We start from the raw sequence: 13,017 nt of genomic DNA, 5'->3' as shown, positions 1-13,017 counted from the left end.
GGGCGGGATCCTGTTCAGGGGGTGTGGTGGATATCGGCGCGCAGGAAGGGCGCGACCCGCGCCTCCACCAGCTCGACGCCGAGGCCCGGGCGGTCGGGGACGGCGAGGCGGCCGTTCCGCACCTGCGGCTCCAGCGGCGCATCGACCAGGTCGAAGTGGTCCGGCACCCGGAACGGGTAGAGCTCCTGGATCAGGAAGTTCGGGATGCAGGCATCGAGCTGCAGCGCCGCCGCGGTCGCGACCGGACCCGCGCAGAGATGTGGCTGCACCCGCATGTTGTACATCTCGGCGATCGCCGCGATCTTCTTGGTCTCCATGATGCCGCCGACCGTGCCGATGTCCGGCTGCACGATGGCCGCCGCCCGCAGCTCGAACAGGCGACGGAAGCCGTAGCGGGTATAGAGCCGCTCGCCGGCTGCGATCGGCACATGGAGACCGTCGGCGACCAGCTTCATGGCGTCGGTGTCGAAAGGATCGACCGGCTCCTCCAGGAACATCAGGTCGAATTCCTGCAGCCGGCGGCCGAGGCGGAGGATCGCGTCGGTGGTCAGCTCCGCGCTCATGTCCACCATGATGTCGACCTTGGGACCGACCGCATCGCGCACCGCGCGCACGCGTTCGACGGCCAGATCCTCGAAGTCGCGATCGAACTCGCGGCGCGAGACATGGGCGAAGACGCCGTTCGGATGGTTCCGGATCGGTGTCGCCAGGGGATAGAACTTGATCGCGTCATAGCCGGCCTTGAGCGGGATCTCCGCCGCGCGCGCCGTCTCGGCCGGCGTCACCGCGCGGAAGGACCAGCCATTGGCGTAGCACCGCACATCGCGGCGATAGGCGCCGCCGAGGAGCTGGTAGACCGGCACGCCGAGTGCACGGCCCTTGATGTCCCAGAGCGCGGTCTCGATGGCGCTGATCGCGGCGTAGATGATCGGGCCGCCGCCCTTGGCCCAGAAGCTGTGGTCGTAGAGGTCGCTCCAGATCGGCTCGATCGCCGAGGCGTCGCGCCCGAGCACGAGCTTCTGCAGCATCTCCTCCAGCAGCGCCGCGGCGCCGGTCGCGCCGATGCCATAGGCGAGCGCGGCCTCGCCCAGCCCCGAGATCCCGTCATCGGTCCAGAGCCTGAGGATCAGCGGGCGGCGGCCATCCACCTCCGCCAGGTAGATCTGCGCACGGGTGATGTTCACGGCGTCTCCTCCCCCACCATTGTCATCCGAGCTCGGCAGCGCGCCGGCAGGCCAGGCGCCGGCCCGGCGCGCCCGGCATAGGCTCGAGCGGCGGCACCGCCTCCGCGCAGGCAGGCTGCGCGAGGCCGCAGCGGGTGCGGAAAACGCAGCCGGACGGTGGGTTGGCGATGCTCGGCACCTCGCCCGCCAGCGGCGCCACCGGGTTGCCGCGCCGACGCAGCGAGGGCGAAGCGGCGAGCAGCGCGCGAGTATAGGGGTGCAGGGGGGCATGGAAGACCTCAGAGGCCCTCCCCTCCTCCATCACCCGACCGAGATACATCACGACCACCCGGTCGCAGAGATGGCGCACCACATGCAGATCGTGGCTGATGAAGAGCAGCGCGAGACCGAGCTCCGCCCTGAGATCGGCCAGCAGATTGACCACCTGCGCCTGAATCGAAACGTCGAGCGCCGAGACCGGCTCATCCGCCACAATGAAATCCGGCCGCGTCGCCAGCGCCCGCGCGACTGCCAGGCGCTGGCGCTGGCCGCCGGAGAATTCATGCGGCAGCCGCCGCGCGTGATCCGGATCGAGCCCGACCTGATGCAGCAGCGCGGTGACGCGTTCTCCCGCCTCGGCTTTGCCGGCCAGGCCGTGGATCAGGATCCCGTCGGCGATCTGGGCGCCGACCGAACGCCGCGGATCGAGGCTGCCATAGGGATCCTGGAAGACCATCTGCATGCGCCGGCGGAGCGCCCGCAGCCGCGCTGCCGGCAACGCCGCCAGATCCTCGCCCTCGAAGATCACGCGGCCCGCGCTCGGCGGCATCAGGCGCAGCAGGATGCGGCCGAGCGTGCTCTTGCCGCAGCCGCTTTCACCGACGACACCGACCGCCTCGCCACCATGCACGGCGATATCGACGCCGCGCAGCGCCATCACCGGTGCGCCACGGCGGAACAGCCCGCCGCGGCGATGGAAGGCGCGGGTCAGGCCTTCACCGCGCAGGAGTGGCGCGGCGCTCATGCCAGTTCCTTCCAGCGCAGGCAGCGCGTCCTGCGGCCCGGCGCCGGCGCGACCAGCGCGGGGGGCGCGGTCCGGCAGGCCTCGATCGCGAAATCGCAGCGCGGGGCGAAGCGGCAGCCGGCGGGCATGGCCCAGGGCTGCGGCACCGCGCCGGGAATGGCGGAGAGGCGCTCGGCCTCGCCTTCCGGCATGCTGGCCATCAGCGCGGCGGTATAGGGGTGGCGCGGCGCGGCGAAGACCTCGGTGACCGGCCCTTCCTCCACCACCTCCCCGGCATACATCACCACCAGCCGGTCGGCGATCTCGGCCACCACGGCGAGGTTGTGGGTGACGAAGACCATGCCCATCGCACCCCCTGCCCGCTTCAGCGCGGCGAGCAGCGCCAGGATCTGCGCCTGCACCGTCACGTCGAGCGCAGTGGTCGGCTCGTCGGCCAGCAGCAGGCGCGGCTGGTTGGCCACCGCCGCCGCGATCATCACGCGCTGCCGCTGGCCGCCGGAAAGCTCGTGCGGATAGGCCCGGGCCGCGCGTTCCGGATCGGGCAACCCGACCTCGCGCAGCAGCGCGACGACCCGCGCTTGCACATCCTCCGTCGCGCCATGCGCATGCAGGCTCTCTGCCACCTGCACGCCGACACGGAGCAGTGGGTTGAGGCTGGCCGAGGGATCCTGGAAGACCATGGCAAGATCGTTGCCGCGCAGCCGGCGCAGCGCCTGCTCCGGCAGGCGCAGCAGATCGCGTGCGCGGCCGTCGTCATCGGTGAGCAGGATGCGGCCGGAGACGACGCGGAGCTCACCCGGCAGCAGGCCCATGATCGCAAGCGCGGTCATGGTCTTGCCGGAGCCGCTCTCGCCGACGATGGCCAGCGTTTCCCCGGGCGCCAGGGTGAAGCCGACATCGCGCACCAGCGGCGCCCCAGCGGGGCCGGGCAAGGCGACGGTCAGGCCCTCGACAGCCAGCAATCCGGGCACGGCGGATGCGGGCGAGGCCGGCGTGGGCAGCGCGGCGATGCGTCGCAGGAAACCCGGCCGCCCTTGCGTCCTGCCCCGCGGGTCCAGCACGTCCCGCAGACGGTCGCAGAACAGGTTCAGCACCAGCACGACACCGCTGAGCGCCAGGCACGGCCAGAGCAGCAACAGCGGCGCCTGTTCCATCGTCGCACGTGCGCCCCGGATCATCAGCCCCCAGGAGGGAGAGGGCGGCACCACGCCGAGGCCGAGGAAGGACAGCCCGCTCTCCAGCAGCAGCGCCGCGGCGATGGTCAACGAGAACTGCACGATCAGCGGCGGCGCGATATTGGGCAGCAGCGTGCGGATTAGGATGCGGCCGCTGCGCGCCCCCAGCGCCTGCTGCGCGGTGACGTAGTCGAGCGCGCGGGCCGAGAGCGTCTCGGCATAGGCCACGCGGGCGAAGCCGGGCGCGAAGAGGATGGCGAGCGAGAGGATCAGGGTCGTCGCCCCCGGCCCCAGCAGCGTGACCACCAGCAGCGCGAGCAGCAAGGGTGGGAAGCAGAGCACCACCTCTGCCACCCGCACCGTCAGCAGCTCCACCACGCCACGGAAGTAGCCGCCGAGGATACCGAGCAGCGTGCCGGCGACGGCGGCCAGCAAGGAGGCGGCGAAGGCGACGCTGAGCGACACCCTGGCCCCCCAGAGGATGCGCGACAGCACGTCCCGCCCATACTCGTCCTGTCCGAGCCAATGCGCGGCGGCGGGCGCGGCGAGCCGGCCCGCGATATCCTGCCGCACCGGATCCGGCAGCGGCAGCCATGGCGTGATCAGCGCAAGCAGCAGGATCCCTGCCAGCAGGCCGCCCGGCAGTGCCAGGCGCCGGAGCCCACCGTGCCCCATCAGCCGTGCCGCACCCGCGGGTCGATCACCGCATAGAGCAGGTCGACCACGAAATTCAGCAGCACGAACAACGCCGAGATGACGACGACGATGCCGAGCACCTCCGGGTAGTCCCGCGCCTCGACCGACCGCACCAGGTAACCGGAGAGGCCCGGCCAGTTGAACACGAACTCCACCAGCACCGTGCCGCCGAGCAGGGTGCCGAGATGGAGCGCGATCACCGTCACCACCGGCGTCAGCGCATTGCGCACCACATGCCGGCGGATGATCGCGGCGGGTGGCGTGCCGCGCGCCTGCGCGGCGCGGACATGCTCGCGCTGCAGCACCTCCAGCACCGAGGAGCGGGTGACGCGGAACACCACGGCGCTGAGCCCAACCGCGATGGTGCCGGCCGGCATCAGCAGCAGCCCGAGATGCCGCAGCGGGTCCTGGGCCAGCGGCACATAGCCGCCGGCCGGCACCAGCTTGAGCTGCTGGGCGAGCACCAGCACCGCCAGCGTGCCGACGACGAAGACAGGAACGGAGAGCGCCAGGGCGGCAACGGCCGAGAGCATCCGGTCCAGCAGCCCGCCCGCGCGTAGGGCCGCCACGGTGCCGAGCGGCAGGCCGAGCAGCACCGCGATCAGCCCCGCCGCCCCCACCAGCTCCAGCGTGCGCGGCAGGCGGAGCGCGATCTCCTCGGCGATCGGGTGCTCGTCCTGCAGGGAATAGCCGAAATCCCCCTGCAGCAGCCCGCCGAGATAGGTGGCGTATTGCTGCCAGAGTGGCTGGTTGAGGCCGAGCCGTTCCCGCAGCTCCTCCACCGCCGCAGGATCCGGCGCAATGCCGCCCTGGGAGAGCAACAGCTCCGCGGGGTCACCCGGGATCAGGTGGATCACCAGGAAGACGAGCGAGGCCACCAGCCAGACGAGGCCGATCGAGACCAGCAGGCGGCGGGCGGCGAAACCCAGCATCCGGTCAGGCGACCTCGGTCGTCTCAAAGGTCAGGCCGGAATAGAAGGTCAGGGCGCCCGGCAGGTTGCGGAAGCCCGTGACCTGGCGGCGCATGGCATAGCCCTGGCTGCGCCAGGTCAGGCCGACCAGCGGCACCTGCTCGATCGCGACCTGCTCCATCTCGCGATAGATGTCGCGGCGCTTGCCTTCGTCGAGCTCGGCGCGGCCGGCGGCCAGCAACTCGGTGATGCGGTCGATCTTGAGGCCGTGGCTGCGCACGTAGGAAGGGGCCAGGGAGCCGTCGATGAAATTGGCGATGCCGTCGGGGTCGTTGCTGTCGGCGGCCGTGCCCTGCACCGCGATATCGTACTGGCCGCGATTGCCCGCGGTCACCCGCGTCGCCCAGTCCGGCAGGTTGAGCTCGGCACGGATGCCGACGGCGGCGAGGTGCTGCTGCACCACCTCTGCCGTGTCCTTGTGCATGCCGTATTGCGCGGTCGACAGCAGCGAGCAGGAGAAGCCGTTCGGGTGCCCCGCCTCAGTCAGCAACCGCTTGGCCAGATCGGCGTCGTAGCGCCAGCCATCGTGGAATTCCCGGTTGTAGAAGGGGCTGGTTTCGGGAATGGGAAGCTGCATCAGCGGCGATCCGCGGCCGAAGAAGGCGGCCCGGACCAGCTCGTCCCGCTTGATCGCATGCGCCACCGCCTTGCGCACCCGCGCATCGTTGAAGGGCGGTCGGGTCGCATTGAAGAGCAGGAACATGAAGGCGCCGTCGACCGTCTCGAGCTTCAATGCAGCATCGGCCGCGATCGCGTCCATCGCCTGCCAGGGGACGTATTCGATCAGATCGACATCGCCGGCGCGCAGCGCCGCGACCCGTAGATTCTCATCGGCATAGGCGACGGCCCGGATGCCGCGCAGCTTGGGCAGGCCGGGGCGGTGGTAGCCGGCGAAGGGCTCCAGCTCCAGCGAGACGCCGCGTTCCTGCCGCTTCAGGATGAAGGGACCGGCGCCGATGGAGCTGCCGCGCGGCGAGTTCCGCGAGATGATCGGCATATGGTAGCTCGCCATCCAGATCGGCAGCGTCGCCACCGGCTGGCGGGTGTAGATGCGCACCGTGCGCTCATCGGGCGTATCCACCCGCGCGACACCCTGCATCTCCGCGCGGAAATAGGCCGTCGAGCGCTCGGCGGCGATCTGCTCGATGGTCCATTTCACATCCGCGGCGGTGACCTTCTCGCCGTTCTGGAAATTCGCGTCGCGCAGCCTGAACTCCCAGCCCTCGGTGCCGAGCCGGCTCCAGGATTCCGCGAGCTCGCCGCGCAGCGCGCCGTCCGGCCCGTAGGAGGTCAGGCCGCGATAGATCATCAGCTTGACGGTCGCCGCCGCGGTGCCGCTGTTCGCCCAGGGCTGAATGGTGGGCGGGAAGCTCGACAGCGCGAAGGTCAGCATGCCCGGCGTTGCCGCGCGGGCCCCCGGGGCACGCAAGAAGGGAAGCATCGCCGTAGCGGCGGTGCCGGCCAGGACGGCACGGCGGGAAATGGGCGGCCCCATGCGATCTTCTCCTGTTCTCGATCCCGGACGAGCGGCGGTCAGGCAGTGTGGCGGTAGACCTCTTTGGCGGTGGCGGCGTCGATCACGCCCTCGGCCAGGTCGCGGGCAATGGCGGCCGGATCGCGCTGTTCCGGCGGACCGTAGCCCCCGGCACCGGGGCTGACCACGGCGAACCACTGGCCCGCCTTCAGGACCGCGTTGTCGCGGTCGAACACCACCCCCGGGCCGCATTCGACCGCGCCATGCCCGCCGGCCCCGCCGCCGAGCAGCCCCCAGGAGCGGGAGGAGAGGCGCGAGACATCGACCCGCACCCGGCAATCCTCATCGGCGCGATAGACCCGGCGCAGCCCCATGCCGCCACGCCAGGTGCCGACCCCGCCCGAGCCTTCGACCAGCTCATAGCGCAGCAGGGTCAGGGGATATTCGATCTCCAGCGCCTCGACCGGCAGGTTGGAGGTGTTGGTGACATGCACATGCACGCCGTCCAGCCCATCCTTGGTCGCACGCGCGCCGCCACCGCCGCCCATGGTCTCGAGGTAGACCCAGATGGCGCCATCCTTCTTGCCCTCGCCGATGAAGGTCGCGACCGTGCAGACGGAGTTGGAGCAGGCGGTGACGCGGTCCGGCACCGCCTGGGCCAAGGCGCCGAGAATGAGGTCGGAGACGCGCTGGCAGGTCTGTACCCGGCCATTCACCGCCGCCGGATGCCGGCAGCGCAGCACCGTGCCTTCGCGTGCGGTGATGGTCAGCGGCCGCGCCAGCCCGGCATTGGGCAGGATGGTCGGGTCCACCACGGACTTCACCACGTAGTAGGCGGTGGCGAGCAGCGCGGTGTAGGTCATGTTCAGGCCGGCGCGGAGCTGGTCCGGCGATTCGAAATGCAGCGCCATGCTGTCGCCCTTGACCGTCACCGCGACGGACAAAGGCAGGGGCGTCGTCACCTCGGTGCTCTCGAACACATCCTCGAAGTGCCAGGTGCCGTCGGGAATGGCGGCAATGCCGGCACGCATCTTGCGCTCGGCATAGTCGAGCAGCGCAGCGCCGGCGGCGAGTACCGTCCCGGTCCCGTATTTGGCGCAGAGCGCCTGGAAGCGCTGCACGCCGACGCGGTTCGCCGCCATCTGCGCGCGCAGGTCGGACAGGCGTTCGCGCGGGACCTGGCAGTTCAGCAGGATGAGGTCGAGCACATCCTTCTGCAGCTCGCCGGCGCGATAGAGCCTGACCGGCGGGATGCGCAGCCCTTCCTGGTAAATATGGGCATGCCCGCGATCGGCGAAGTCCGAGTGATGCGCCAGGTTCACCGTCCAGGCGACGATGCGGCCATCGACGAAGATCGGCTCGGCGAGGACGATGTCGGGCAGGTGGGTACCGCCGCCCTCATAGGCGTCATTGCCGACGAAGACGTCGCCGGGCTGCATATCCTCCACCCGATGCAGGCGCAGCACATGCGGGACGATGCCGATGAAGCTGCCGAGATGGATCGGGATGTGCTCGGCCTGGCAGAGCGTATTGCCTGCGATGTCGAACAGCGCAGTCGAGCAGTCCCGCCGTTCCTTGATGTTGGTCGAGTAGGAGGCGCGGATCAGCGCTTCCCCGGTCTCCTCGACGATGGAGGAAAGGGCGGCACCGATCACCTCGACGGTGATCGGGTCGAGTACCGGCGCCTGCTGCGGCTTCGCGGCCTGGCTCATGCCGACACCTCCAGGATCAGGTTGAGCCAGGGATCGACACGGGCGGTCATGCCCGGCGGCACCACCGTGGTGGTGTCCATCTGTTCGACGATCGCCGGGCCGGCGAAGCGGTTGCCGGGCTGCAGCCCGTCACGGCTGTAGATCGGGGTCTGGACGAAGGCGCCGGCTTCGGGGAACCAGACATCGCGCTCGCCCATGATGGCGGCGGAGGCGTCCGGTCCGGCATCCGGGTAGGATCTGAGCTCCGCCTTGCGCACCAGCCCGGTCGCCTCCAGGCGGAGCGTGACGATCTGCACCGGCTCTTCCTCGGCGATGAAGCCGTAGCGCTGGCGATGCGCCTCGGCGAAGCCTTCGGCGAGCGTGGCGATGGTGGCTTCGGTCACCGGGCCTTCCGGCAGCGGCACCGGCAATTCGTAGTTCTGGCCGGCGTAGCGCATGTCGGCGGTGCGGGTCAGGCGGCGATCGGCGTCGGAGATGCCCTCGTGCACGAACCATTCCTCGGCCCGTAACGCCAGGCCGTCGAAGCTGGCGGCGACCTCGTCGACCGACGCGACTGTCGCCGGCAGCAGCCTGGTGGCCGCGAAATCGGCGCGCAGATCGGTCAGCAGCAGCCCCATGGCGCAGAGGATGCCGGGATTGCGCGGCACCAGCACCCGCGTCATGTCGAGTTCCTTGGCGAGGCGCGCCGCATGCAGCGGGCCGGCGCCGCCGAAGGCCATCAGCGTGTAGTCGCGTGGGTCATAGCCACGCTGCACAGAGATGACACGGATCGCGCGGGCCATATTGGCGGTGACGACGGAGAGGATCCCCTGCGCCGTCTCCATCAGCCCGAGACCGAGCTGGTCCGCCAGCCGGCCGATCGCCTGCTTCGCCAGATCCTGGCGCACGCGCATGCGTCCGCCGAGCAGGTATTCCGGGTTCAGCGTCTGCAACACCACATTGGCATCGGTGGTGGCAGGTTCGGTGTTGCCGCGATCGTAGCAGACCGGCCCGGGGTCGGCGCCGCAGCTCCGGGGGCCGACCTTCAGCAGCCCGCCGCTGTCGATATGGGCGATCGAGCCGCCGCCGGCGCCGACGGTGTGGATATCGAGCATCGGCGCCTTGATCGGATAGCCATGCACGATGGCTTCCGAGGTCAGCTTGCAGACCCCGCCATTCAGCAGCGCGACATCGGTCGAGGTGCCGCCCATGTCGAAGGTGATGAGGTCCGGAAAGCCCGCCAGGTTGCCGACCGCCTGCGCACCCACCACGCCGGTCGAAGGGCCGGAGAGCACGGCACGGACCGGCATCTCGGCCGCCGTGCCGAAGCCGATGACGCCACCATTGGACTGCGTCAGATGCGGCGTCGCACGCATGCCGATCGCCTGCAGCCGCGGTGTCAGGCGCTCGATGTAGTTGCGCATGATCGGGCCGAGATAGGCGTTCAGCACCACGGTCGAGAGCCGCTCGAACTCGCGGAATTCCGGCGCGATTTCGTGCCCCGCGCTGATGAAGGCGTCGGGCATCGCCTCGCGCAGGATGGCGACGGCGCGCTGCTCATGTTCGGGGCGGATGAAGCCGTAGAGGAAGGAGACGGCGATCGCCTTCACCCCTGCCGCCTTCAGGGCCTCCGCGGCGGCGCGCATCCGCGCCTCGTCCAGCGGGGTGTCGATCTCCCCGGTGTGGCGCACGCGCTCCGGCACTTCCATGCGCAGGTCGCGCGGCACCAGGGTGGGCGGCTTGTCCGCCTGCATGTCATAGAGGTCGGGGCGCTTCTGGCGGCCGATCTCCAGCAGGTCACGGAAGCCGTCGGTGGTGACGAGGCCGGTGCGCACGCCGCGATGCTGGATCAGCGCATTGGTCGCGACCGTGGTGCCATGGCCGAAATAGGCGACCGACGCCCCTGGCTCCGCCGCATCCGGCGCAACGCGGCGCATGCCTTCCTCGACCCCCTGGGCAATGCCGCGCGACGGATCATCCGGCGTGGATGGCACCTTCCAGACGTCGACCCGGCCTGCCTCTTCATCGAAGAGGCAGACATCGGTGAAGGTTCCACCCGAGTCCACGCCGACACGCCAACGCGCCATGCCGCTTCACTCCATTGGGATCGCCTGGGAGCATGGTTTGCCGAGCGGTACAGGCGAGCAAGCCCAAATTTCTCTATACGAGCATAATTCCGTAAGAATATCGTATATCGATAATATGCTGATCAGAAGGCGTACATGAGTGAGGAAAACGGACATGAAGGTCGCGCGAACGAGATGACCGAAGCGCCTGGCGTCCTGCATCGCGCGGCCTGTCTGCTGCGCATTCTCGCGGAGGGCGGTGTTTCCGGCATGCGCCTGACCGAGCTGGCCGAAGCCATCGCCCTGCCGCGACCGAGCGTGCATCGCGTGCTGCGCAGCATGGTCGAGGAAAGGCTGCTCGACTTCGATGCGCGCAGCAAACGCTACACCCTGGCCTTGGCCCTGTTCGAGCTGGCCGCCCGCGCCGGCAATCGGATGGGGTTGCGGCAGATCTGCCGCCCAGTGCTGCTGCGCCTGACTGAATCCCTCGGCGAGACGCTCTTCCTCTTGGTGCGCGATGGCTATGAGGCGGTCTGCATCGACCGCAGCACCGGCCCCTTCGCCATCCGCTCCTTCACCGGCGATATCGGCGGGCGCGTGCCGCTCGGCATCGGCCAGGGCGCCATGGTGATGCTCGCCTTTCTCCCGCAGGAGGAACAGGACGAGGTGATCCGCCATAACCTGCCGCGGCTGCGCGAACTCGACGGCACCGACGAGGCGACGCTGCGCGCTGAGCTGGCCCAGGTCCGGCGTGCCGGCCATTGCGGGCGGGCCTTCGGCATCATCCCCGGCCAGACCGGGCTCGCCGTGCCGATCCTCGACCGCGAAGGCCGGGCGGTCGCGGCGCTGAGCATCGGCAGCACGATCGAGCATCTGACGGCCGAACGCAGCGGCATCATCGCCACCCTGATGAAGGCGGAGGCCGCGGCGGTCGCGGCCCAAATCAACCCCTTCGATCCGGTGCTGCGGCGCGCCAGCGCGGCGATGGAGATCGCCGCCGGCTGAAGGACGCGGCCTTTAACGGCAACGCAATTCCCTGAGACGCGGCATGATGTGCTCGGCAAAGCGACGCATCTCCGGCTCGAAGGGTTGGAATTGCAGGAGCAGGGTCTCGATGCCCGCTTCATGGAACCGCGCGATGCGCTCCGCGACCTGGTCGTAGCTGCCGACGAGGCCGGCTGCGGTGCCGCCATTGGTGCCGACGCGCTCGGACTTCGCCATGGTCTTGCGCATCACCACGGCGGGATCCGTGTTCTCCTTCACATAGGCCTTGATGTCTACGGGATGGCGGAGGCGCAGGAATATCGGAAGGCGGGATGCAGCCCGTGGTCGCCCTCTCAGCTCTCGAAGGCGCGCTTCAAGACCCGAGTCAGCAGCGCATCGAAACCCGTGAAGCGCTCCGCTTCCGACAGCGAGCCCCGATCGAGAATCGCGAAGCTGCCATCCCGAGTATCGAGCGCAAAAAGCTCGTCGCCGCTCTCGCCGAGCAGCAGATGATGGCGCGGGCTATCCGCGCGGAAGATATGGTTCTGTTCCGGCAGGCCCAGCATGGTCACCCCACCACCCAAATTCCGCTGCCGCGTGGCGTAGAGGGTGGTGCCGTTGAAATCGAGGCCGTCGCAGACGCGAAGGAATGCGACGTAGCCTTCGGGCAGTGGCGCCCCAAGCGAACGAAGCGAGAAATCGGCGACCGTGGCGATCGCCTCCTCGGCGGCGGGCGGCGCGACATGCTCGCCCACCTCGCGCTGCTCCGCGTGAATGCGCTCCAACCACTCGGCCGCCTCGCGGTCCATCTCCAGCGCCTCCATGGCCTATTGACCATCCAGGGGCACGGCACCGCCACCCGGCCTGTCAGGCCATACAGTAGTCGGCTGCGACGGCATCGGCCACTCCACCTGGCGGGTATCGCCGGGCTCCATCCCCCGCGTCACCGCGTTCTGATGGTTGGTGACCAGCATATGGTCGGGATCGTTCCTGATCAGCACAAGATTGTCGAAGGCATTGGTGCCGCCATCGTCCAGCGGCTTGAGGTGATGCACCTGGTAGCCCTGCGGCACCCGGCCGCCCGCGACCCGCGTGATCTGCGCATCGGTCATCCCGGCGGCCCGCAGGTCGTCGGCATTGCGGGTCCCGAGATCCTGCAGGAAGTCCTTGCGGATGCCGCCGTCGAAGGCCTGGCGCAGCGCCGCGGTCTCCTCCGGCGCGCGCTTCGTATAGGAGAGCGGCTGCATCTCCCACCCCGGCAGTCGATAGCTGGTGCCACGGAGCGTCAGGGTCTCCGCCTCGGCGCCGCGCCCGGCCGCCCGGGCGCCGTCCACGGCCTCATCCGCATGGCGCGCGGCATCGGTGGCGCGATTCGCCGTGCGCCCAGTGTCGGCGATGGCATCGGCGGCCTCAACGCCGCGTTTGGCCCATTTGGCGCCGGTCGCGAGATTGCCGGCGACCGGGATCATGCTGGCGGCGGAGAGTGCCGCATTCGCCGCATCGCCTTCCGCCGCATACCAGAGGGCATTGGCGCCATCCGCCACCTCACCGACGACCGGCACCATGCCGGCGGCATCGAGCACCGTGTGCCCGATATCGGAGATCGACCATCCCATTGCGCAGGCCCTCCTCGATCGCGGGCGCAGTGTCGCGTCGTCGGATGGCGGCGATAAATGCCATCGGCATTGCAGTATGATGACGGCACGCAGCACGCTGCATCGGCAGCGAGCAAAGCAAGGACTATGCTGGTGTCCGGCCGATCGGCCGCCCGGT

Annotated in this window: 11 protein-coding genes; 1 reads left to right on the top strand and 10 read right to left on the bottom strand. The window is 69.5% G+C overall.

Going from position 1 to position 13,017, the window contains the following annotated elements; translation table 11 throughout:
• Positions 1 to 14 precede the first annotated feature (14 nt).
• From GXW71_RS01105 to GXW71_RS01075, 7 genes are read right to left on the bottom strand one after another with little or no spacing between them, the layout of a single operon-like run.
• Positions 15 to 1,184 (bottom strand): mandelate racemase/muconate lactonizing enzyme family protein, encoded by a 1,170-nt coding sequence (locus GXW71_RS01105; protein WP_211850531.1) that lies wholly within the window; start codon positions 1,182 to 1,184, stop codon positions 15 to 17.
• 22 nt (positions 1,185 to 1,206) lie between these two features.
• The gene (locus GXW71_RS01100; protein WP_211850530.1) at positions 1,207 to 2,187 is read right to left on the bottom strand and encodes an ABC transporter ATP-binding protein; all 981 of its coding nucleotides are present in this window, start codon (positions 2,185 to 2,187) and stop codon (positions 1,207 to 1,209) included.
• Positions 2,184 to 4,037: a dipeptide/oligopeptide/nickel ABC transporter permease/ATP-binding protein gene (locus GXW71_RS01095; RefSeq protein ID WP_211850529.1), complete on the bottom strand. Its 1,854-nt coding sequence runs from the start codon at positions 4,035 to 4,037 to the stop codon at positions 2,184 to 2,186. The genes GXW71_RS01100 and GXW71_RS01095 overlap by 4 nt, the downstream gene beginning before the upstream one ends.
• Positions 4,037 to 4,990 (bottom strand): ABC transporter permease, encoded by a 954-nt coding sequence (locus tag GXW71_RS01090; RefSeq protein ID WP_246526175.1) that lies wholly within the window; start codon positions 4,988 to 4,990, stop codon positions 4,037 to 4,039. Before GXW71_RS01090 ends, GXW71_RS01095 begins: the two co-directional genes overlap by 1 nt.
• Before the next feature lie 4 nt (positions 4,991 to 4,994).
• Entirely contained in the window at positions 4,995 to 6,524 is a 1,530-nt protein-coding gene (locus GXW71_RS01085; RefSeq protein ID WP_211850528.1) for an ABC transporter substrate-binding protein, read from the bottom strand.
• 38 nt (positions 6,525 to 6,562) lie between these two features.
• Complete coding sequence (locus tag GXW71_RS01080; protein WP_211850527.1) at positions 6,563 to 8,215, bottom strand: hydantoinase B/oxoprolinase family protein; 1,653 nt, start codon at positions 8,213 to 8,215, stop codon at positions 6,563 to 6,565.
• Entirely contained in the window at positions 8,212 to 10,281 is a 2,070-nt protein-coding gene (locus GXW71_RS01075; protein WP_211850526.1) for a hydantoinase/oxoprolinase family protein, read from the bottom strand. Before GXW71_RS01075 ends, GXW71_RS01080 begins: the two co-directional genes overlap by 4 nt.
• Positions 10,282 to 10,416: 135 nt before the next feature.
• On the opposite strand from GXW71_RS01075, the gene GXW71_RS01070 reads away from it, so the two are divergent.
• On the top strand, positions 10,417 to 11,265 hold the full coding sequence (locus GXW71_RS01070) for an IclR family transcriptional regulator (RefSeq protein ID WP_246526174.1): 849 nt from the start codon (positions 10,417 to 10,419) through the stop codon (positions 11,263 to 11,265).
• Between the two features lie 12 nt (positions 11,266 to 11,277).
• Here GXW71_RS01070 and GXW71_RS01065 read toward each other — a convergent pair whose 3' ends face one another.
• The 3 genes from GXW71_RS01065 to GXW71_RS01055 form a co-directional block, all read right to left on the bottom strand.
• Complete coding sequence (locus GXW71_RS01065) at positions 11,278 to 11,523, bottom strand: hypothetical protein (RefSeq protein WP_211850523.1); 246 nt, start codon at positions 11,521 to 11,523, stop codon at positions 11,278 to 11,280.
• A gap of 74 nt (positions 11,524 to 11,597) precedes the next feature.
• Complete coding sequence (locus tag GXW71_RS01060) at positions 11,598 to 12,068, bottom strand: YrhA family protein (RefSeq protein ID WP_211850521.1); 471 nt, start codon at positions 12,066 to 12,068, stop codon at positions 11,598 to 11,600.
• A 3-nt stretch (positions 12,069 to 12,071) separates the two neighbouring features.
• Positions 12,072 to 12,860, bottom strand: coding sequence for an HNH endonuclease (locus tag GXW71_RS01055; protein WP_211850519.1), 789 nt, complete (start codon positions 12,858 to 12,860; stop codon positions 12,072 to 12,074).
• Positions 12,861 to 13,017: the final 157 nt, after the last annotated feature.

Source organism: Plastoroseomonas hellenica, assembly GCF_018129085.1.
GTDB classification, from domain to species: domain Bacteria; phylum Pseudomonadota; class Alphaproteobacteria; order Acetobacterales; family Acetobacteraceae; genus Plastoroseomonas; species Plastoroseomonas hellenica.
The sequence above is the reverse complement of the archived record's forward strand: the minus strand, read 5'-3'. Positions and strand labels throughout refer to the sequence as shown.